Origin of the sequence: Micromonospora violae (assembly GCF_004217135.1) — a bacterium.
Lineage (GTDB): Bacteria > Actinomycetota > Actinomycetes > Mycobacteriales > Micromonosporaceae > Micromonospora > Micromonospora violae.
Map to the genome: position 1 here is coordinate 2,930,348 of NZ_SHKK01000001.1, position 25,283 is coordinate 2,955,630.

1 protein-coding gene is annotated in these 25,283 nt (G+C 67.4%); it reads right to left on the bottom strand.

Annotation, left to right across the window (positions count from 1 at the left end):
* Entirely contained in the window at window positions 1-25,233 is a 25,233-nt protein-coding gene (locus EV382_RS13130) for a toxin glutamine deamidase domain-containing protein (RefSeq protein WP_130401877.1), read from the bottom strand.
* Between the last annotated feature and the right edge of the window lie 50 nt (window positions 25,234-25,283).

The following is a 25,283-nucleotide window of genomic DNA, read 5'->3' on the forward strand; positions in this document are numbered from 1 at the left end:
TCAGAAAGCCCCACCCCGTCCGGTTGGGCCGTCATGGCTGTCTGCAACGGCATCCCCGACCGGAGTACGCCGAGCGGAATCTTCCTTCTGCCGCGCCTTCCAACGTGCGAGCTGATTCACGGTCAGATCTTCGCGCGCACGCAGCTCACGCTTACCTTTCAGGTCCAGCTGCTCATACTCGGCCAGAATCCGCCGCTTGTACTCGGCGTCGAAAACCCTGACCCATCGCCCCTTGGGATTGACGGGCAGGCTCCCGTACGTCTCTCGCGCCAACTCCTGCGGAACGGGATGGAAACGATGGTCAGGACCGTGTGACGGGTTGGTGATTATTGCGTCAAAATGGTTGCCGGCTCGCCAGAGGTGCAATTCTGGTCGGGGTGGGCCGACTGGCGGGTCTGGCTCGATGACGTGGTTGCCACCCTCACTGTAGACACGTATGGGTGCGCCAAGCGCGTTGGCAAGGAGGTAGATATATCCATCGCCGTAGCTGAAGTTCCAGGTCTCGCCCCACCGCTCCACAAGGAATGCGAGGCTGCTGCGATCGTCGCCCGTAATCGGGGCCCCGACGGTTTGATCCGTCGCGTTGACGCGAAGCCTCCGCGCTCCCTGGATCGTTCGGCGGGGGAATATCTGCGGGTCGACGTTGAATGCTTCGGGACTGCGTAGCATACGCGCCAGTCGGGTGGCGGCTCTGCCTACCACAAAGCGAAGGGACGCATCGGTGGTGGCTCGCGTCAGAGAGAGTGGTTCGTTCCTGTGTTGGGCGAGGTTCATGAGCCAACCGACAGCCCGGCGATCGGCGTCGATGTCACCTTGATCAGCAGTGACGTCCCGCTGGCTCAGCAGTGCAGCAACCTGCTCCGGCGCGGACATCACTGCGGAGCTGAGCAGGCACCACCCATCAGCGGGCACCCGGATCTGCACCCCGGGTGGCGCTGGCCTCGCCGACGAACCATCAGAGGAGGCCAGGACGATCTGGTTCGCGACATCGGCGTAGTCATTGAGGGGCCTGCCGGCAGGCCGGGACATGAGACCCGGTGACCGGACGTCGAGCTCCGGATTCTCGTCGCCGGCCACTGATCCCTCGTTGCTCTCGTCGCCGCCGAACAAGGATCCGTCGTCGGACTCAACGACGTGCGAAAAGATGTCCAGGTCCACGGCCACCACGGGGCCAGCAACCGGGCCAGCAGCCGGGCCAGCTACCCGAGCAGCAACCGGGCCAGCCGCCGGAGCAGCAACCGGGCCAGCCACCGGAGCAGCCATGCTCCCGGATCGGGGATGGGGGGCGGCAGGCGCGACCCGGCGCCACGAGTAGGGCTCCATCCACCACCGCGCCCCGTCGGTGAACACAAATCCGGGCCCCAGGATGGTGGTCAACTCGTTAAGCCAGCCCAGCATCATATCTCGGGTGCCCGAGAAGAGCGAATGCCCCTTGGTTGCCTTCGCCAGAATGTCTTCCCGGGTGAGCGGCTTACCCTTGGCGTAGGTGAGAACCCGCAGAGTCTGCCACTGCGGAAGATTCAGCGGCACGTACCCATCCGGGCGGCGAATTGACACGTTTCCCGCGGCGTCACTCACTGCGGAGATGCTAGATGCCAACGGGACGGAGAAAATCGCCGCAGGCGCATTCAGCGCCCATGTCGTCCCCTCTTTTGTGGGTACGCTCTGGATGAGCTTACCCTTGACGCCAGCTGCCCTTGCCAGACTATTGAGATAGCGGATGGACGGGTCGACGTCGATACGCGGCCCGAAGGCGTCCTGCAGGCGTTCGCTGAGTACCGGTCGACTGATGCGCCCGCCCCTTTGGTTGGCTGCGATCAGTTCGCGTAGCACAAATGTGTGCGCAGGGTGCTCAGGGTCCAGTTGATGAGGACCATTCCGACCGAAGGTCACCTCCCCATGGCCGTCATCGTTGATCGTCAGGACGATTCTCAGATCGTCCGGCGAAAGCCCGGCACTCGCCGCCATGCTCGGGCCCGCGGCGGAACTACCGAGGTCGGGAATTCGCCCTCCGGAGTCGGCACGGCGGCTCCCACCACTCAGCCCCGGCGTGTGGCCGAACTTGATGTGATGAGCCGTCCAGTACGCCAACCCACTGCTTCCCCGCGGCGCCCGGCCAGCCACCAACCTCATGTGCTCGCCGACCCTGGCCGGACTCACTTCGTCGTGGCCGAACTCGCCAGAAAGGTGCCGATTGACCTGGCTGACGAAGTCGGCGTCAGGGACCGCGCCCGCCGGTTGCACCGGCTCCGTGGTGGAGACTCCGCCACCACGGTGGATGTCTCCGGCGACCGACTGGCTCAGGTCCTCGGGAGTTGCCGGCAGGCCGTCGAGTTCCTGGATTTCGGTACGTGCCTGGACGATCCGGGCCGGACTCACCGCAGGATGCTGCAGACGCTCCAGGTGCTGGTTGACCTCCCGCACCGCCTCCAGTTCCACCTGGAACGCGGCGTTCACCAACGCCGGATCCGCCATTTGAAAACGAGGTTGGTACGACTGCGGGGTCGCTGGCTCGGCAGCCACCACCATGCTGTCCGCCAACGCCGGCCGCAGCCCACGCGACGTCTGGACCAGCACCACTGACGGTGCGTGGGGATTCTCCGGGTTCGCGAACCGCAGCAGGGAACCATCCGGGCGAACAACCACCACCGAGAGCGGGTAAGAGATGGCGAGCAGAGCCGGCACCAGGTCGGTAGCCTCCGGACCGTCCAGCATCGCGGCCAGATCCGCGTCCGCCGGCAACCCGAAGTTCACAGCAGACAGACCACGGGTTGCGATGCGCTCGCGCAGGAAGTCCCGATGATCCCTGACGCCGTTCACGCCGGCAGCGTTCAACACCGAGTTCAGGTCACCCTCGACCAACAAGGCCGACGGCACCATCCGCCAGCCCTGCCAGCGCAGCCGGGTGGTCTGTGCCGCCGTCACCAGGTCCGCGTCCTGCGGCACCCGGGCCTCAGCCGACGACAGGGGCCCCTCGGCCCGCAACGACATCCACGGCATTTCAGTCGGCTTGTTGGCCCGCTCATCCGGCGCCGACCGGGACACCTCCACCAGTTCGATCCGCAACCGGCCATCGTCGTCCCACGCGATGGAACTGATCTCGTAGCTGGCGCGTGGGTCCAGCGACACCGGTCCCTCCCCCGGAGGCAGCGGTGCCAGCGGGTGCACGACAAGTGTGATGTTGCCATCACCCGGCGTCAGATCTTGCTCGGTCCGCGACGCTCTCGTCGCCGGAAGCTGAACTCGATCGCCCTCGATCGGGGTGCCGAGGTCCAGTACCCGGGTGGTGAGGTAGACAGCCGGGCCATCCACGGACGCGACGTGTGTTCCCAGTAACTCAACGAGGAGCGGCTCGTCGCGCTCAGACGCGTCTACCTCGAATTGGCTGCCCGGCCAGATGAGCACGCCGCCAAGCCTGAAGTCGCTCGTCGTGCCCACTGCGGACCGCACCTGCATCTCAAGCACCACATGATCCGATGCGGGGTCCGGCCGCACCTCAGCGGCGACCAGCGCGCCCGGCGTCGTGAACACCTCGCCGTCGGCCGGTACGTCGCCGGCACGAACCTGCAGATAAACGGTTCGCTGATGTGCCCAGTTGTCGTCCTCCTTCACGACGTCGCTGGCGACGTCACCCGCGGCCAATGCGGCCTCATGCATGGGCGACCGTTGATTGACTACATCATGGAAGACATTTTCTGCTGGCAGATTCAGAAAAGTGAAAGCGGTGGCCTGCCGCAACCACTGCGCCTCCGACTGGGGATTGCCGGGCACCCCACCGCGGAACCGTCGGCTTCGGAAATCGGCCTGGCGTTGGCGAACACGCCTGACATCGAGATATCCGCGAGCCACCCCCAGTTGACGTTGAATAGCGCGGGCATGAGAATCGGCCGCCGTGGGCGGTGTCACGGGCGCCGTCAATTCCGGTGCCGCGGGCACGCCGAGTGCCTGCGCCCTCGCCGCGGCGGCCTGCACTGCCCCAATAACCGGTGCATTAGGGTCAGACAACACACTCGCCGCGGCGTTGGAAATTTCGTCCCTTTCCGCGTCGGACGCACCGACATACCGAGCAGCGATCGCCTCCGCCTGACGCCGCACGTCCCGAGCCCGGTCCGCGGCGTCGGGCATCCAGTCCGAAGTAGAAGCCATCACCGGCGCCACACCAACCGGCACCCCCAGGTGGCGGCTGAAAGCGTCGGCTACGTTCGACAACCGCCACTGCACGTCCCGCCCAAGCGCATGATCACGCACGCCTTCTGACATGTACCGGCCGGAGACGTCATTGACCATCCACTGAGCGCGCGCCTGGTCGTAACGCAACTCACCAGCGACACGGGCCGGACTGACCACGGTCCGGCCCTGATCATCAAACTCGACACTGACTGTCGGGTGCCCAAGGTCGAAGTGGTCGCGGGTCACCGTGGGGTCGGCTTCCCGTATGCCGGTCAGAAGCTGCTCGAGCGCCGGCTCGGAAATCAACGCTTCCGGCACCTCGCCACCGACCCGAATGATACCGTCCGCGCCAACCGCGAAATTCCAGTACGCCTGCGGGTTGTCACGGACAACCGACGGCGACAGATCAGCCAGCGACGACGAGAAGAACGAATTGACCCGAACCTCACCGCTGGCATCACGCTCCCCCTCTTTCACCAACAACGGACCCGCCAGGTCGCCGAACCGGAGGTCCAGCTCTGCGTCCCAGGCCTTGGCCCCGACCGAGGCTTGGCTGGGCAGGTCCGACTTCGGCACCGACAGACTGTCGGCGTCGAGGATGTGATCAGCGATCAGCTGCGGATCGTTGACCACAAACGCGCCACTACGCCGCTCAAGCGCACTGCGCGCCTGCACTATCCGAGCCGGGCTCACCGGGTGACGGTGCCGGTCAGCGAGGTACCCGTTCACCAGCTGCACAGTTTCTGGAGACACGTGGAACGCCTGGTCGATCAACCACGCATCCGCCATCTGGGACCTCGGCTCATATGACTCTGGCGTGCCCGGCTCGCTGGCGACAACGCTCCGTTCATTCAACGCTGGCCGCAGCCCAGCTGAGGTCTGCACCAGCACCATCTCCGACTGCTGCTGCGGGCCCGGATACCGGAAACGCACGAGAGATCCATCTGGACGAATGACCACCAACGAGAGATGAGGAAAGGTCATGAGAAGCAGGGCCGGCAGCAGATCCACCGCTTCCGGACCATCCAGCATCTCCTCGAGATCGGTACCTGGCGGCAACCCGAGCTCCTGAGCACGCGCTTGAAGAGCGGGTATGTTCGCCTGAATGACGTCGCGCCAGTCGGTGCGGTGCTCCGCCGGCGGTAGGCTCGCGTTCATCACCGAGTTCAGGTCACCACTCTGGACGAGTAGCGCCGAAGGCACCATCCGTAGCCCCTGCGCGCGTAGCCGGGTGCTTTGCGCCTGGGTCACCAGCTTTTCGTCGTGCCACGCCATCGCCTCGGCGGTGGACAACGGCCCGCCTTCTCGCAGCGGCAGCCACGGCATTTCGGTTGGCTGGCCCCATGCGGTGCGTGCCGGCCCGGACACCTCCAACAGCTCGACGACCCATTTCCCGTCAGTTGTCTCGTCCCGCTTGCTTGAGTGCACCTCGTAACTGGCGCGTGGGTCCAAGGACACTGGCTCCCCGTTCAGCGGTGGCGGCGCCAGCGGATGCACGATGAGGGTGACGTTGTCGTTGCCAGGAGCCAGAAGGCTTCTGTCCGGGACCGCGGACATCCGCGGAAGCTGAAGGCGCGTCCCCGCATGGGTCACCCCGACAGTCAAGGTCCGGGTGGTGGTGTAAACGGCCGGGCCATCCACCGACGCCATACGCGGGCTCGGAATCGCACTGAGGACCGCTTCATCCGAACCGATCGACTCGATGGTGAAATGGGTATCCGCCCGGATGAGCACCGCATCGTCGATGTTGACGTCCACCAGGCTCACCGCGTCGCGCACGGTCAGCTTCAGCACCCTGTATCCGGCTAGTGGCGTCGGTGGCGTGGTCGTGGCGGGCAGCGCACCCGGAAGCGTCAGCACCTCGCCCGCGGGCGGCAGCAACCCGAGGCTATCGTCGCGCACCTGCAGGTAGACGGTGCCAGGGTATTCGGTGCTGTCAGAGCCGGAGAGGCTTTCCATCGCGTCTGTGACGGCGTCGCCCGCAGCCAGCGCCCATTCATGCGCAGCCGAACGACTATCGAGTACGTCGTCGGCCACGTCGTTGACGCGTCCTTTGTAGACGAAGGTATGCACCATGGCGCTGGCCTGTTGGCTGTCTGGCGTGATCTCGGGCAGGTCCGACCCGGCGTCGGCGAACAGCTTGTTGCGGATCCGCCGAAGCATCCTGACATCGAGATATCCGTGGGCCATCGCCGATTGCCGTTGCCGACTCCGGGTTAGCTCCTCCTCCGCTGTAGGCGGGTTCTGGGGCGGCGCCAGCGGCCCGGCCGCATCCATACCAAGTTGCCGTGCCCTCTCCGCCGCGGCCGTCACCGCCGCGTCCACCGGCGCGTTCACGTCGAGCAGCACCTCCTCGGCGGCTGCCGCGATCTCCGCTCGGTCATCCTCGAATACCTCGTAGCGGGCTGCGATCGCCTGCGCCTGCCGCTCCACGTACCGGATCCGGTCCTCGTCTATGACCTTCAGCCGGTCCGGCGCAGACGACGGGCCCGAAGCCGGCGGCAGCGCGCGAACCGACGTCCCCAGGCGGCGGTTGAACACGGCGGCGACGTTCGACAACCACCACTGCCGATCCCGATCCAATGCATAGTCACGGACCGACGGGTCCATGTACGCGCTGGAACGGTCACTGACCGTCCACTCACCAGCCTGCTCGTCGTATGTAAGCTCGCCCGCGAAATAGGCCGGACTGACCACGGCGCGACCCTGATCGTCAAATTCCACACCGACAGCTGAATCACCAGCTCGTAATTGTCTCCGCAGCGCCTCCGGGGTCAGCGTCGGGTCAACCTTTTTCATATCGGCGAGAAGGTCCTCGAACTCCCGGCCGAAGAGCATGTCCTCCGGCATCGAGCCAACGACGCGAGTGGCGACAACGTCGGTACCGGTACCGGCACCAAACATGAAACGCCAGGACACCTTCGTGTTGCGGAGAATGATCTGATCATGCGACGAATCTGTGATTGGGTTACCGACGGTATCGGCATCCCACCTCGACGCCAGCGCCGGACCCGATAGGTCCCCGAACAGAAACTCCAGCTCCCGAGACCACTCCGCAAACGTCGCCGCCTGCACCGGCGGGAGCTGCCGAGGCCCAGAGGAGGAGGACTCATCGCTATCAGAGCTTCGGTCCGAGTCCGATTCCTGCTCCGCCGAGTCCAAGTCGGAGTCCGACTCCTGCTCCCCGCCCGGCGTGTCGCCGTGGTCAGAGGACGACTCGGACGCTTCGTCCTGCTCCCCCTCAGCTCCGACACCCGCATCATCAACCGTCTGCTCACCCAGAACCGACGATCCCTGCGGACCGGCCACCGTGCTCGGGCCAGCAGCGGAACCGCCCAGGTCGGGGATCTGCCCCCCGGAATCGGCGCGGCGGCTTCCACCATCCAGCCCCGGCAGGTCGCCGAACTTGATGAGCTGGGCCGTCCAGTACGCCACGTCGTGCTCAGGCTGGCGCCTCCCGCGAGCCGACTCAACCGCGGTGCGTGCCTCGGCGATCCGCGTCGGGCTCGCCGCAGGATGCCGCAGACGCGCCAGGCGACGATTGACCTGGCGTACGAACTCGGCGTCGGGGATCCCCTCGGGGACACGGACCTGCTGCCGCTCATCCGACGCCTCGAGCATGCCCCGGCGACCACGCACGGACTCGAGTTGGGACGACAGGGCCTGCGCGAAGTGCCGCGCCTGCCGCAGGTGTTCCTCGACGTCCCGCGACGGCGACTGCACATGCCGCAGGTCGTTGGACAGATCGTCAAGCGCCCGAAGTGCCATGTCGATGCGGTCCAGGCCCCGACCCGTCAAGGTCCGACCGACCGCGTCCGTCGCCTCGTGGACGCCGACCAGCACGTCGGCGATGTCCTGCAGGTCCAGCAGCGAAGGCCGGTCAGGCCCGCCCAGCCCGAGCCGCGCCTCGAGACTGCGCACCGCGGTGAACAACCCGTCAAGCCGCTCCCCGGGCGGCGTGCCCAACCACCACGCGATCGCGCTCTCGACCCGCGCCAGGTGGTTACGTCGATCCTGGGAAGCGATGACACCCGCAGGAACCGCCAACCCGGCCCGTAGATCGCTCACGAAATCGTCACGGTCGAGCCCTTCCTGAACGACGCGCGACCGCACAACTTGATCGATAATCTCGAACTGCCTCAGCCCACCACCGGCATCGAAATTCAGCTCCAGTCCACCCGCCAGCACCGCCGGCGGCGACTGCGCGTCATCGACAGCGTCCGTGATATCGACGAACCGGCCCGGAGAATCTGCGGGAGCATCTCCGTCAATCAGGTAGATCCGGCCGTCGGCCTCCCGGACCACCAGGAAAAGCTGCTCTTCACCAACTGACGACGTCGCCAGTACCATCGTCACCGCCCCGGCAGCCAGCGACTGAAGGTCCGCCAGCGAAGCTTGCGTGCCGGTAGCCTCCAGAGCTCGCGGCGGCGCCCCCAGGTTCGTTAGCGACCGTCGTATCCGCCTGAGATCCTCCGCCAAAGTTCGAGGCTCTTCGACCGCAACGGGTGGCAGCGAATCGCTGACCACGTCCAAGATGGATTGCGAAGGAACGTCCACACCACCCGGCACCCCCACCTCGTACGCCGGAGGATCGTCTCCGCGCACATTGACGATGTGACGCGAGCGCTCACCCGGGGCAGGTTCGATCGAGATCAGATCATTCGCCAACGCCGCGGTGTCGAGCACGTACAAGCCCGGCCTGCCGGGAGGGATAGCGACATACCGCGCGGGAATCGTGATACTGACACCGGAGAACCGGTTGGACAGTTCCCGCCGGGAGAAATGGTCGTCGCGCGCGGAGAGGTTGGGGACGACCACCGCCCGGGGCGAGGTACGAAGCCACTCCTCGACCTGCCCTGCGCCGACTTCCAGGCGGATGGTCACCGCACTGCCCGTCGGACGCTCTCCCAGGAAGAAGGCGCGGCGCGCCAACGCCACGTCACGAGGCTCCACGGTCTGCCTCAGGAACGAGTTCATCGCCGCGTCGAGATCCAGCGAGTCCTCGTGAGCCGCTTCGTACAACGTCGTGAGGAGGCTGTCGGACTCGCGCCCACGAACCCGCCCGATGCCGGGCCGCCGGAGCGTCCACCGGCGCCGCCCTGGCTGGACCGCGTCGCCGTTGCGCTCTCGCGTCCCCCCGTGCCGTTCCCGATGCGACGACAGCACGAGCACGTGGCGGCCGAGGTCAGCGATGAAGGGAGCGTTGCGCGCTGTGTGTGCGGACTGGAACGGTCGGATCAGCACCACAATCGGGGGCCTCCCGGCCCGGCCACGCACCAGACGCTGGTGGTAGTCGTCGGCGGTCAGCCACGTCGCGTCCCGACGATCGCGCGGCGCCGAATTCCGTATCTTCGTGCCATCTTCGCTCAACTCCCCCGGCTCGACGACGAGTCGGTCCTCGACAGAGGGTGAGAGGTAGTCAAGGCCCAGGTCAGCCGCGGACGCGATGGTCGGGACGACCACCAGACCGTCGTCGAACTGATTCACCCAGACTGGGATGGCCCGAAGGTACCCCCTGAACTGCGCCCCTGTTCCCGTGCCGTGAAGAACGAACACCTCCTGGGAGGGATGGTCGGCAGTGGCGGGGAGCCGATAGACCGGCGCGACAAGTCCCGGACCGACCCGAACCGACACCGTGCGCTCACCCGCCGGCACCACCGGCAGCACTCGCCCGTCCCGCAACCAACCCCGCACCTCACTGAGCACCGCAGGGCCGGGTAGACCCGCAGGCAGCGGCACCCTCACCTCTGCCAGGGCACTGGGCAGAACCGCAGGAGAATCGGCCGGCCCGTACGGCGGCGCAGGTGGCGAGTCCCAGACCGAATCCCATCCCAACCGCGCCTGCACCAGACTTGCCAGGATCAGATCATCGAGGTCAACTCCCTCGCCCGCCAGGCGTCGGTACACCAACGCCGACACGTCGACGCCGAAATTCCTCGCCACCGTCAGTGAGTCGTGCGGTGAGACAGTTGGCTCCCCACGTTCGTGGTCGAGGTAGGGCCGCCAGATCAGTTGTTGCCCGAGATACGAGCCGATGACCAGCCCGACGGGCGTCGGGCTGCCCCAGTACTGCCGGTCAACAATCTCGGCGTGCAGACTCCGGCCGAATCGCTCTACCGCGTCCTCCGGGCCGTGCAACACCAGGACGAGGACCCGCAGATCAGTCGCGCTCGGGTTCCCGTCCTCGTCGACCGCCCTCTGGAAGCCGTCCCGGAGCGACAACTGATTGAGGAGACGTTCCGCAGTCAGCGGTCCACCGGTCGCGTGAGACCCCAGCAACACCGCTTCGCCGCGTAGCTCGCGCACGACAGCGCCGACCAGCACGACATCGTCGGGCACCCCATCCGGGGCCACGAACGCTCGCTGCCCGTCGGTCTCGAACGGCGGTGGCACCACCCAGACCCGGCTGCCCACACGACGCAGAGGCTGACGCAGCGCAGCATCCCCGCTCGCCGGCTGAACCGTGCCCGCCGGGCCGCCAATCGGCCCCGCCGCACCGGGAACGGTGGTGCCTGCGGTTTCCTCCCAATCCGGCCACCACACGAGGGCTTCGTCGGCATCGTCGGCGGAGATTTCTTCCGAACCACCCGAAGCGGTCCGCGCATCGGCGTCGTCGAATTCGACCAGCACGGACCCGACTGGCATGCGTGAGTCGGGAGAGAACCGAACGCTCGCCGAACCTGCGATGAATTGTCGGCCGTCTTCTTCGACGTAGACCATCCCTGCGGACGACACCAGCTCTTGAAGCTGCCGCTCAGCCTCGTCATGAATCCACTGCTGCGCCGTGAAAGCCAGGCCGGTGTCGTCGATCGCCCGATGGTCAGGTGCGTGCCCGTCGACCGAGCGCTCATCGGCGACGAGGGACCAGTGGTAGGTGATGTTAAGGCCCAGTTGTCCGCCATGCAGACGACGCCGCCATCCATACTCGACGAGTGGCCGTATGCGCGAGGCGAGGGCGTCGGCAGAGGCACTGGTCATCGAAGGCCTACTGCCGACCGCAGAGCCATCGGTCTCGAATCGCACCATGACGTCGGCGCTCGAATCCGACGCCGAGCCCGCTTCGTCAATGTCCGAGCTGTCGGACATCGCAGGATCGTCGTCGGTGCTCGACGGCGAAGAGACCTCACCGAAGTCGACAAACAGCGGCCCCACCGACACGTCCGAATCAGGATGGGAAACGCCGAACACGTCCTCCGACAACTCCGCGGCCAAGTCACGTGCGTCTTCTTCGTTGTCGACTACACCGGAGGACAACGCTAGATCTTGGAGCCGCTGCCGGACTTCGCCCACAATCCATCGCTCGACGGCTTGTACGTGGGTCGTTCCCCCAGGCTCTTCGATCGACGGATGGTAGTAGTAGTGCAGCGCCGGCCCGGCCCCCGGCTCGTCACGGTCGCGCCACATCTGCTCGGCGTATCGACGCACCGGCCGGATGAGGGAATCCTCGGCGGCAGCGGGCACCACCAGCCTGCCCTCGACAACGCGAAGTTCAACCCGCACGACGGCATCGTCACTCTGGTCCGAATCAGAATCCGACCGGAGGGAGGCTGAGGCCTCCGACGCGTCGTCCGAGTTGTCAGAGAGCGCGTCAGCGTCGTCGCGGTCAGGCATCCCCGAGGACGAATGACCGCTGCCGCTGCCGCTGCCGCTGGCCTGAGGGGCGCCGCCCAGAAGCCGGGGAAACTCTCCGTGCGCGATGTGGAATGCCGTCTTCTGCGCTAGCTCGCGCTGGCCCCACCGCCCCGCAAGCTGGGACTCCACCACCTGGGCGTGGTTCGACACCGTCTGCGCATCCACAGCCCCCGGGCGCCCGAGACCAGGCAGAAGGGCGTTGACCTCAGCCACGAAGGCAGCGCTTCTGAGCGGCGCATTCGTCAACGGTACGGGCGCACCGGTACCACTTGACCCGGCCGGCTGAAGGCCGGACGTACTCGGAAGCGGACGCGGCAACGGCCCCCGTTCACCTCGCCTGCGCTCACCGCCCTGAGGAGCGCGCTGCGCACCCGCCGTCGGGGCACCGGCGACGGTGGCCGCAACCCCACCCGACGGCGGCGACACCGGCGGCGCCGACACCGGCGGCGGTGCCGGAAGGCCACGCGGCGGCGGTGCCGGAAGGCCGCGCGGCGGCGGTGGCAGGCGCCTCGGCGCCCTCGCCTCAGGAGGAAGCCCACCACCCCGACCCGTCACACGCGACGGGTCCAGCGAATCCGGATACTCGCCGTTGTTGAACTCGGCGTCGGTGACCACACCGGCGACCGGCAACGGATACGGCAGCGGTCCCAGAGCCGACCGCTGCTGCGCCTGTCGCATGCGTTCGTCGGCAGCGCTGAGGGGGGAACCCGTCGTCGCACCAGCCGTGACAGGCGTTCCAGACGTGCCGGGCGGCGGCGGCAACGGCCGCGCCGCACGCCTGGGCGGCGACGTCGGCCGCACCGGGCCCGGCCCCCGGGACGGGGAAACCTGTTGCCCCGGACCACCCGAAGGCACTCGGCTGGCCATCTCGCGCTGATCCCGGAGCCTACGAATGTGATCGACGAGCTCACGCCGATGAACATCGATCTCCGCCGGCGTCACCTCAGGGCGCCGGAAGTTCCGAACCTCGTAGATTACCGACTTCTCCAGGCGCCCCTGGTTGGTGTCGAGACGAAGGAAGGCGTGTTCATTGTTGTTCAATCCGACGGCTTGGTATTGCGTCAGGATGATGCCGGGTTCGTCAAGAAGCGCATTGTCGAGATAATCACCGACGGTGAATTCCTCGCCAGGTGGAGCTACGTCGAGAACGCGATCATCACTGATCGCTCGAGGTTTGGCCAAGTGATTCTTACGAAGGGAGTAGTCAAGCCTCGCACGGCGCTCGGTTAAATCGGCGACAAAAGCAGCCTTGATCGAATCGGCTTGAGACTCAAGGTAGACGCCAACCTCAGGTCGCTGTCCTGCCCTGATCACCGAAAGTGGGTTCCGCACACCAACCGCGAGCAGGTTTTTCGTAAGACCGAAAGAATCATAGTTTGCATCAACGAATAGAGCTGCGGCGTGCGTGTAGGTGTGCGTCATGAACGACCAGAGCGCTGAGACACCAGGAGCGTCCCGGTATTTATCCACATCGCCCGGCGGCACGCCGAGGTAGCCAGCGGTGACCGTGCGACCAAATTCCAAGCCAGCTTCCAGAAGCTGCCGCTGAAGCGGCATGAAGGTACGGTCGTCTTCCAGCAGCCACTGCACGAAGCCGAGACCGTCGTCGAGCGGAACACCGACGGTCCACTGCGCGTAAAGGCGATCAGTCGGGTGAGTCCCAAACAACTGGACGCCCTTGCCCATTTGGGTGATATCCCAACCGTCCTCGGGACGGTAGACATCCTCGATTGGCAGACCCGCCCCCGGCGCCTTCCGGTTCAGCCGTGGCGCTCCGAATGTCCGCGACAGAGCTTCCCGGTACCCGGAATAGACATCAGACCAATTTACTCTTCCGGCGTCACCTGCGGTGACTCTCGTCGGACTGGTGACGGTCTCGATGATCCAGACATCTTCCCACGCACCGCTGCGCATCCGGAGACCGGAATCTTCGTCCAGGAAAGGATCTTCGTATAGCAATCCATCCACGTCGTCAACGAAGAATTGGCGCTTGTCCACCGTTGCTTCGATGTCATAGAAGGGCTCAACATCGGGGCGTGATTTCCTCCTCGCCAACACGCTACCGGTGTGTGGCAGGTCCGCACCCGGCGGGAAGATGACGGCGGTGTTCTCCTCACCCTCCAGACCGATAGCGCCCGCCTCGCCGTTCAACTCCGACGACGCGACCCGATCAGAGTTCCCAGGCTCGGGGATGTCTCCGGTCAGCGGAAGGAAAATCCACTCGTTGAAGCCTTCCGGCAGGTGGGCCAGACCACCCCGCTGCCCATCGAGGAAGACGACCTCACCCTGATGCCGGATCACGTTGAAGGCATGTGCCGTCGTGGCACCACCACCCGGCGTCGAGGCCCGCACCAGAACGATGCCCCGCGCGCCGTCCCCGGCCCGCTCCATCGCCTGCCGGATCGACCTCGGGTCCGTCCGGAAGACCGGCGGCTCGGCCTCATCCGACAGGCCCAGCTGCTGCCGCTGATAGTTCACCAGATAAGCCTCGGGCTGCCGGGACTCAACCGGAGCCAGGATCCGGGCTGACTCCCGGTAGCTCATGTCCGATACCACTGCGGTCAAGACGCAGTTCGTAACGGACTCGCCCGGATTCACCGAATCAAGCCAGTCGAACGCCTGACGCGCCGCCGCATCATCCGGAACCGCTGACGTCCCGGCGACGAAGTTGCTCGTCGAGGGGAGTGCTCCCGTGACTGGGTCACCTTGTGCGTCGACCACCAGTACCCGTGCCGCTGCCGGAGAATCTGAACGCGCGATCTGCGGGGAGCCGTCGGGCAGGTCGACACGCACGATCCCGCCGTCCGAGGTGTGGTGCACGGCGAAGCCGTGCTCGCTGCCGTCCCGCCGCGTCGCCAGCACGAACGCCGTGCTATCCGGCCCCGCGTTCCGCACCGCCGAGTCGACGGCCGCCCAGGACGGCGTCCTACCCCACTGCTCCGTGCTGGCGAACGCCGCAGGCGCCGACGCCGGTCCGGGCAGCGACGACACTCCCGACGGGTACAACTCCGCAGCCAGGGCGTCCAGCCGGCTCAGCGCGGACGCCCCGACTCCCGCCCGCGTCGGCGCCACAGTGAACGGCGTCGACGACGACGGCGGAGAGCCGGATGCGTCGGCCAGGTCGGAGGAGTGGTGCTCGACGTCGGAGTCGAAGGCGTCGCCCGCGTCGAAGACGATCTCGGAACCATCGTCGGACGGCTGAATCGGGTGCGGGCCGACTGACAGGGTCTGCCGACGGTCCGCACCGAGCACCTGGCTGACGGTGCTGCCGGGCGGGTTCGGTTGGCGCAGCGTGCCGTAGGAGTAGCCGAGTAAGCGCGACAGCGCTCTGGCGGCGTCTTCGCCGTTGGCGTGGAACTCGGCGGCGACGAGCGTGGCGAACAGGTCGAGGAGCGCGAACTGGCTGATCTGCCGGTCGGTGGGGTCGTGCGTCACCAGCGGACGCTGGTGGTCGATCGCCACCTGGAACTTCGCCCAGGCGAACGCGTCGCGATACGCGTCGGTGCGGTGCCCTGCCAGGTCGAGGTACGCCCGGGAGGACACGAGTTGTTCCCCGTACGGCGGCCGCAGCCTGACCTGATCCGTCGTGCTGCTGTCCACCCAGTTCGATGCCGAGTCGGGGCTGAGCTCGGCGATGAGCGCATTCGGCGTGGTGACCGACGCATCGACGACGGGGCGTCCGAGCGCCGCCCCGACGAGCCTCGTCGCGAAGACCACGCAGTTGCTGTTCAGCAGGTGGTAGTTCGCGTCGGAGCCTTCCGCCGCGAACAGATACGCATCCCGGAGCTGTTGCGCGTTGATGCGGTAGGTGCCGAGAACCCGGGCATGCCGAGCCGACACGTAACGCCCATCATCGTGAATCGCGCCCTTCGCACCGAACATGCCTTCGTTCGGATAGAACCCGAGGGCCACCTGAGTTCCGTTCGGAAGCCGGATCGCGACCACCGCGTGCCCCGGACTGAACGGTACGTCCTTGGCCATCACCCGGGACGGTGCGGCCAACAGGACAAGCTCGATGTCGTCCGCCGGGTTGTCGATCTCGCGCTCGACATGCTCTCGCAACGGCCGAGCAAGATCGATGAACTTTTCCACCCATTCCTGGGGCGGCGAGCCTTTCAGGTCGAATTCCGCGCCCGGCGGGGAAAACAGGGTGAAGTTGCGGAGCGTGCCATAGTTCTGCCCCAGGCGCTGGGACAACTCCGCCGCCGCGCTCTCGCCGTTGGCAACGTACTCCGCTGCCACCAGCACCGCGAACGAGTCGAGCAATCCGAACTGGGCCCGCTGAGTGTCGGTGGTGACCTGCCACTGCCCCACCACCGGACGCTGATGGTCGAGCGCCACCTGGTAGCGGGCCCAGGACAGGGCCGCGCTCCCCTGCTCGCCACTCGACGCCAGGGAGCCTCTGGCGGACGCGAGCCGCCTCGTGTCGGAACCGTCCAAGCTGGTGACCGGGTTCGCCGCATCGGACCACGTCCGGCTGGAGTGCGGCGTCATCGCCGAGACGAACGTCGACACCGAGTCCTTCATCGGCGCGTCGGTGATCGGATGACCCACCGCCGCCTTCGCGAACCTGCGCACGAACTCCGCGTTGCCCTCCAGCAGCGAGTTCATCCAGAGGCCGGAGTTATCGAAGGCGCACCAGACCGCATCCGCCAACTGCGCCGGGCTGACCCGGATCGTCGCGAGCACCCTCGACGACGGGTCGAGGAGGGAACTGCCCGTGGGATCCAGACCGAAGCTGACCGGTTGATCCCGACCCGGCACCCGAACCTCGGCCCACACCCGATCACCGGACGCCATCAACACAAGATCGACTTCCGGTCGGGTGCTGTCCACGTGCTGCAGATACTCCTGCAGCGGCCGGACCCGCTCCGCCATCAACTCCACCGCATCACCCGCGTCCCGCATCCGCGTCTGGTGCCCGACGGCACCCGCGGCGGACCTGGACGACGACAACGACGACTCGCCGCGCTGCCCGCGTACGCCGACGTCGAAGTTGAACCAGTTCCCGGTGAGACTCCTCGACCCGTCCGGTTTGGCGATGTTCGCGGTCAGGGGCAGGAAATCGATCGTCACCTTCTTTCCGCTGGGCAGACGAGCCGGCCGACCCGTCTGCCCGTCCAGGAAGTACACGGAGCCGTTGGCGTTGCGCACCACGTTGAACACGTGGGCCGTCTCCTTCGGAGACTTCCGCACCACCACCAACCCGCGGGCCTCGCCCTCCGCGGCGCTGCTGAGGGCTTCCCGCACCGAGGCGATGTCACGGACCCGGTACAGCCGCCCCTCGGCGTCATCCGCGATCTTGAGTTGCTGACGCTGATAATTCAGCAGATCCTGGGCGGGCAACACGTCGGCGTCACTGGCTTGGAACGGCGTGCCCTCCCGCAAGGACATGTCCGTCGCGATAGAGGTGATCACACAGTTCGTCGCGAAGCCGCCCGACTGGTCGCGCCTCGGATTCACCTTCGGCAACCACGGGTACGCCGACTGGACGTCCGTCTCACTCGGGTTGCCGTTGATCTCTTTGGTGAGCCCGGAGTGCTGCCACCCGTGACCGACCTGCCCCCTACCCCAGTCGGTGGGGCTGGTCATCTCGTGCGACTCGGTCGGGTGGGGTAGGGCACCTCGTCCGGTGCGCGTCTGCGCGTCGGTGGTCCGGGTCTGGCGTCGACCGAAGGTGGTCCTGTCCTGCTGTCGGTTACGCGGGTTGGGCTTGGTCAGGCGTCGCGGACGCGGGGACGGGGGTGCGGTCGATTCGGTGGTGGCGGTCGGGGGGTTGATGGGCGCGGTGAACGACCAGTAGTGGGAGAGCTTCTGCGGCAACCCGGGCCGGTTGTGCCGGATGGTGCTGGTGGCTCCGCTCAGGACGTGGGCCAGCTTGCTCGGGTCGGCCAGGACGGTGGGGTTGACCTTCAGCGTGTACGGGGTGCGGTCCTTCCTGCCCTCGTCGTCGGGGCGGTGGGTGATGCTGGCGTGCGCCACCGAAGGGTCGGCGGTGACGGTGATCGCCGCGGAGACGGAGCCTTCGACCCGGACGTGCAGCCGGTCGTCGGCGAGCACGTCGTACCAGATGTGGTTCCTGGTCGGGGGTTGTTCGACCTGGTCGATCGCGGACCAGAGCTGTTCGCGTTGCGTGGTTCGCTTCTTGGTGATCGCATCGCGTGGTGCCGCAGTGGCGGTGTCCTGGTCGTTCAGGCGGATGCCGCGCAGCTCGTCGAGATGCTGGTTTCCGACGGCGTCGCGGTTGTGGTGGGTGCGCAGGTTGGCCACCACGGCGTTCCAGCGGGCCGCTGAACCCGGCTGTTCGGTGCGTAGTCCCAGTTCGTCGAGGAGAACGGCGAGTTCGGCGCGCAGCCGGTCGGGGTCGAGGTCCTCGCGGGCGGTGTTGCGGGGGTTGGCGCTGGCGTCGAGGTCGGTGAGGATCTCGTTGAGCCTGGTCACCGCGGCGCGGTCGGTAGCGGTGAGACGCACGGTGGTGGGGGCCCGGCCGCCGGCGTCCTGGCGTCGGCCGTCAACGGGCTCGGGGCGGCGGGTGAGCATGCGCAGGGGTTCGCCGGTGTGCCCGATGTCGGCGATGCGGGAGCTGAACCGACGGAAGCCGGCGGTTGCTGACTTCTTGGTGCCGATCAGGTACTGCTGTGACGCGTCCCCGAAGCGATAGATGATGTTTCTGTTGTGGTCTGGCCGCAGGATGGCGACGGGGACGATCTTCTTGTTCTCGGCTACCGCCTCGGAGCCGTACCGGGTGATGTTGTCGACGAATTCGTCGGTCGTCCAGGGGAGCCGGCTGACCTGCTCCTGGGCGGCCTTCTGACGCACGACCTGCCGATAGAGCGGTTCGTTGACGCGTACGAACGTCTCACCGGCGGCCGTCGCGGCCTGCGCGGCGACGCCGGTCGCGATGAGCGCGGGGACGACCGGCCCGCCGGCGAGGATGCCCACTCCGGCGGCGATGCCGTACCCGACGCTCTGCCCGATCATCGCCGGGATGTGCTTGTAAGCCAGTTGGTGGAACCAATAGGCCTCCTTCGGCCGGCCGATGCCCCGGTTGATCTCCTTCTGATGGCGGACCAGGGCGGCCGTCTCGGAAAGCCGCTGCCAGTTCGGACGTTGTGACGCGTCGGGCAACGGAAGCAGCGCGACGTCGGTCTTGCCCTCGGCCATCGCTCGCAGCAGTCTGCTGGTCTCGCGCAGCTGGTAGCGCGCGTCCCAGGCGGCCAACGCGACGGCGTCGCGGAACTCGATGTCCTTGGCCAGGCTCCACCCGGCGCCGTAGCCGACACCGCGCAACGCCGCACCGATGACGCCGGCGTCGGCCAACTCGACCGCGTTACCGAGGACATGCGCCAAGGTCATCCCCGGGACCTGCGCACCGGCGTGCTGCACCCCCACGCGGGTGGCGTTGTGCCACACCTGCGGACGGCCCTCGGGCACCCCACGATCGATCAGGTCATAGGTCTGCCGCTCGGCCGACGAAGGCTCCGACTGCTCCGGCCGGGCCGGCCCGAAACTCGCAAAGAACCGCCGCAACAGCGATCGCCGCGCGTTCAGATCGCCGATCTTGTTATTGACTTCCGCCTCGATGGCCTTGTCCATCGCGTCCAACTCGGCGGCCAGATCGGTCAGCTGCTGACGCGACGTCCCGTCCAGATCGTCAGCCGCCTCCCGCCGACGGGCCTCGACCCACCGCTCGTACATCTCCCGGGTGTGGTAATACGCCATCTCGGCCCACATGTTGCGCCGATGATCCGGGGTGTGCTTACGGTAATGATCGAATCTGCCCTTGGCTTCCGCTTCCGGCCGGTCGAACACCCAGTCGGAACCAGCGCCGGCCACCAGGCTCTGCCCGGCCTGCATGCCCAGGGCGGCGGCGCCGATCTCCCAGTTGCCGGTCAGGCCACCGGTCATCAGCAACGCCGCCGTCGAACTCGTGCTCGCCGCCGGGAAGCGCTTCGTCAGCTGCGGAGTCGGCAGCCCGAAGCCCGGCGCGTCGTACCGGCCCGCCGGACCGGCCTTCGGCGCGACCAGGGTGGCCTTCGGCGGCCCGCCACCGGCGGCGATATTCGCCGCCGCACCATCGGAGTACGCCTGCGTGGCGTTGAAGACACCAGCGCTGACCGCGCTGTTCGCGATCAACCCCGGTGACCGACCCGCCAACACACCGGCGGTCGCCGTCTGCAGGACGGTGGCCGTCGCCCACCCGCGACGCACCACGTGCTCGACCAACGGCGGCTTGTCCGACAACGGACCCTGAACGCGGATCCCCTCGCGCCGACCAACCGCGGCGGCGACCTGCTGCCGCACCTCGTCACTCAACCCCGCGGCGCGCTGCTGGCCCGGCTGGCCCGACTGGTCGCGCTGGCCCGGCTGGTCGCGCTGGCCCGGCTGCTGGCCCGGCTGCTGGCCCGGCTGCTGGCCCGGCTGCTGGCCCGGCTGGCCCGGCTGGCCCTGCTGGTCGCGCTGGCCCGGCTCGCCCTGCTGATCGCGCCGGTCCTGGTTGAGGCTGGGCAGCTCTCGCAGCTGCGTGTCGATCCGGGCCCACTCACCGCGAACGACCCGACCGGCGCCGGTCAGCCAGCCGGTGGACGTCTTCACCCACCGCTTGGCCCGCCGCAACCCGAAACGCCGGCCCTGGAAGTACAGCCGACGTACCGCCTCGTGCTGCGCCAACAACGACCGCGCCTGCAGATCCTCGGGGCTGGTCTTCGGGAACTTCCGCTGATACGCCCACCGGGTCAGCTCGCCGGCCATCCCGATCGCAATCGACGCCTCGCTGGCGTCGCCACGCACCCGCAACTCAGGCTCGCCGTTGACCGACACGACCTCGACACTCGTGCGCGTCGGCAGATCCCACTCACCCGGATCAACCACCCGCACCCGAATCCGCTGGATGTCAGCCGCGACGACCTTCTGCGAGCCCTCCGGCGGCACGCCCACCGTCAGCACGCCGTCCTGCGGCTCACCGTCCTGCGGCTCGCCCACCTGCAGCTCACCCACCTGCAGGATGCCCGGCTGCGCGATGCCGGGCTGCGCGACGAAGCTGCGCACCGCCCGATCCACACTGCCCAGCACCTCGGATTTGCCGGTCTTGGAGCGCACGTGCAGCATCAACTGCTCCGCCGTACCTGTCGGCACGGCACGCCGGGCGAGGTCGCGCAGCACCACTTCACCCCGATGCGCACCACCATGCAGATCCCGCAACGCGCCCGCGTCACGCAACTGTCCCGCCGCGCCCACCAACTCCTTGTGCGGACGCTGCGTCCCGTTCGACACGCCCCGCAGCTCGGTAGAGAGCTCCCGAAGCTTCTCCCGCTCCGCCTCGTTCGGCGCATGCCGCCACCGGGAGGCCGTACTACCAGCCTCGAATCGCCCGGGCTTGCTCCGCTTCCAGCCTCCCGCGATCACGCCCGCATCCGCCGCCGGCACCGCCGGCTCGGCGGCGGGGGTGACGGAGTCCGTGGCCGGGGTCGCCGAGTCCGTGTCCAGCACCGCCGGGCCGGTAGCCGGGGTCACCGAGTCCGTCGCCAGCACCGCCGGGCCGGCGGCCGGGGTCACCGAGTCCGTCGCCAGCACCGCCGGGCCGGCGGCCGGGGTCACCGAGTCCGTGTCCGGCACCGCCGTGGCCGGGGTGGCCGGGGTGGCCGGGGCATGGTCGGCCTGCGAAGACGACGGCTCACCCTGCTCCCGTGCACCCCCGGTACGAGACTCAGCAACCCCTGACACGCCGCCAACCCGCACGGTGCTCGGGTTCTCGACCGTGAGGTGCCCGAACGACCCCTGTTCAGCGGTTGCTGCGGCGAGGGCGTCATCGACGCGTTCCATCAGGTCGGCCAGCGCCGCGTCCGATTGCGACGTCGAGCGCCCACCACCCACGGCCTCGCGGAACGACGCCAACCGTTCCCGAGCGTTGTCGAGTTGCGCCCACCAGAGTGCGTTGTCCGCAGTCGGGTCCAGGGCATTGACCGCCGCCACCGCACCGCGCGCCGATTCGACCTGCTGTCGCAGGAACGGGTTCTTGATCGGCTCGAATGGATTATTGACCCGAGCATCGAGCCAGGGGTGGACGAGGCTCTGGGTAGTCGCCTGGAAATCATTCACGAACTGCGTCCGCCGCTGCAGGTCCAGAACACGAGCCGAACCCCTCGGCTGCGGGATGTCGGGTGTCAGCGGCAGGAAGTCGATCGTGTACTCCCCCTTGGGCAGACGGGCCGCCCGACCCGTCTGCCCGTCCAGGAAGTACACCTTGCCGTCGGATCGCCGGACCACGTTGAACACGTGCGCGGTCTTATCCGAAGGGGTCTCCACCACCACGAGACCACGTGGTCCCTGCCACCGGCGCGATCCAGGCTGCTTTGCCGGTACGGCGGCACTCTTGATCGCCTCCCGGACCGACCGGATGTCCTTGACGCGATACCTGACCGCCTCAGCGTCATCGGCAAGCCCGAGTTGCTGTCGCTGATAGTTGATCAAGTCGTTTTGTTCCAACGTGTCGTCCGTGCCACTCGCCTGGTGCCCGAAGCCCGTCCGCAACGACATGTCCGTTGCGATCGCCGTAACCACACAATTCGTCTTGAATACCTTTCGATCCGGCCGCCACCAGACGTTTCGTGGATTCACCTCCGCCAACCACGGGTACGTCTTCCTGGCCTCGGAGTCCGACGGATTTCCGTGAATCCAGCTGGCGAACATCGCATTACCCGGCGCGTGACCGACCCGCCTGCCACCGGGCGCCGACCGCAGATCCATCGGGTGTGGACCCCGCGCGTACGGCAACTGCCCGAACTCACTACGCGCCCGCGCGTCGGCCCGCCGCACGTCAACCCGCCGGGAGCCAGCCTGCTGCGAGCCGGACCGCTGCGAATCGGCCTGCTGTGGGCCGGACCGCTGTCGATCGGTCTGCTGCACGCTGCGACTCGGCTGGGTCCTGGTCCCACTGCCGCCCACCGACGCACCAGGGCCGGCACCCGGCACAGCGGCCCTCCGGCCCGCTGCCCCTTGGCCGACCACCCCGGGAACCGCCTGACGCTGCCCCGGCGTGCCCGCCACCGGCACACCCGCCGCTGGCCGACTCGTCACCGGTGCGGCCACCGATCCGGGCGTCACTCTGGTCCCGGCCGGCATCACCACCGGGGACACGTCACCCACCGGGCGGATGGGCAGTTGGCCCAACTCATCGGCATCGGTGAAGACCACGAACTTCGTGGAGAAGACCGCCGGCGGGTCACCGGGCCCACGCCACCCCGCCAGGTCGAACTCCGTACGGACGGCCGCCTTCTTCCGCACCGTCTCGACCTGTACGAACCGGCCGTCCTCGAGGCGCTCCACGAGGACAAAGTTGACCTGCGCAGGCCGGTTCTTCTGTTTCTTCTGCGTCCAGACAGCGGTCACCGAGCCTGGACGCAACCGCTCCAGATCACCCAGCGAACCGCTGCGCCATCCGCCGCCCAACTGACCGGCGACCGCCGATGACGCGTCCGAACCCTGCCCAGCAGTGGCGCCGTCGCGGTCACCCCGCACTCGGTTCAGAACACCCCGCACCCTCCCCGCACTCGTATCCGCCAAGGCACCAGAACTACCGGCCCGCACCGTTGACGCGTCCAACAACGCGGCCGACCGCCGTGGCGCGTCCACCCGCGCCGGCACCGCCAACCCCGGAGACGAGGACTGCACCGACGTCGGCGTGCGTACCACGTCCGCCACCGCACCCGCAGCACCAGGAACACTCGAAACCGTCACCGGCTCCGTCACCGGACGCCCACCAGCCTGCGGACCCGACTGCGAACCCACCCCGGTCTGCGAAACCGGCTGGGAGCCCACCTGCGTCCCGGTCTGCGAACCCGACGCCGGACCCACCTGCGTCCCGGCCTGCGAAACCGACGCCGGACCCACCTGCGTCCCGGCCTGCGAAACCGACGGTCCACCGGCCTGCGGACCAACGGAGGTAACCGATTGAGGGCTCACCTGCGTGCCCGGCGGCACATCGGTCTGCAGGCCCGACTGGGGGTCGACCTGCACGACCGGCGGCAGGCCCGACTGCGGGCCGACCTCTGCGCCGGTCTGCGTGTCCGGTGTGCCGGAAACGGGCGGGACGGTTCCGCCGGTCGTGGGGGTGCCCGCCGATCCGTCCGAGGTTTCGCCTCGGGTTCCGGTGCCCGCGCCACCCGTGCCCGCACCACCCGTGCCCGCACCACCCGTGCCCGCACCACCCGTGCCCGCACCGCCGGTACCCGCACCACCCGTGCCCGCACCGCCGGTACCCGCACCACCCGTGCCCGCACCGCCGGTACCCGCACCGCCCGTGCCAGCACCGGCGGCAACTCCTGCTCCGGCACCCGTACCCGCGCCGGGATCGACCTCGGCATACGCCGGCGGCGGCGGTTCGTACGTCGGTGGTGGTGGTTCGTACGCGGGTACCGGGTCGGTGTCCGCGACGGTGTCCGGGGGTGCAGCCGGGGGCGTGGCCGGGGGTGGTGTGCTCGACGTGCGCGGCGGCTCGTCGTCGCGTCGTCCCCCACTACCGCCGATCGCGTCCCGGCCGGCGCCGATACCTGCGAACGTGACACCGTTGAGCACCGACGACACCGCCGTCGGGCCCAGGATGTTGGTATCGATCTGACCGTTGAGGATGCCACCGACGATGACCTCGGTGGCGACCTCCTCACCCGCGTTACCGGCCAGACCCGCCCCGGCTCCGAGCGCTTTGCCGCCCTTGCCCGTCGGGAGATGCTCCGTGACGCTCTTACCCCCGACCTGGGTGTTGCGACCCAACCGGCGCATCCCGGACCCGCCCAGCCCGAACAGGCCACCGACCAGGCTCTCCAACGCGCCCGACGCCGCCGCGTCACCGGTGTTCTTGTTGTTCCACCCCCGCTGATACCGCTTGGCCCGGTTCATCAACTGCGCGAACACATCGACCAACAACTCGTACAGAATGTTGAACGCCGCACCCAGACTCGCCTTCGCCGCGAGCTGCATGAACAACCGGAAAAGACCCTGACGAACCGCCGGCGCCTTCGCCAACCACTCCAACAGATGAGCCGGATTGATCCAGAACAACTTCAACGCGACGATCAACTCGAACAACAACAGGGCCGTGATCGCCATCACCGTGATGATCACATAATTGAACAACGCCGAGAACTGATTCATCATCTGCGCCAACGTGCGCACATAATCCGGAGCCAACCCCAACGACTCCGCCACATTCTCCGACGAATCGACGAAAGCCTCCTCGGCCGCGCCCATCACCCCGGAACGGATCGTCCGCACCCCGTCCAGGAACTCAAGACCCGCCTCATCCAGAGAATCCGCGACCTGGTGCAACTCCTGCGCCAAAGCGAAAAAACGCTCCGGCTGCAGACCCGGAAGCTCCTCACCATAAAACCACTTGAAGAACTCCGCCAGATCCTCAGAACTCTGAAAAGCAGGCACCGCGTCAACCTCTCACCATGCAGCGACATGGGGCTGGGCCAACCAATGGC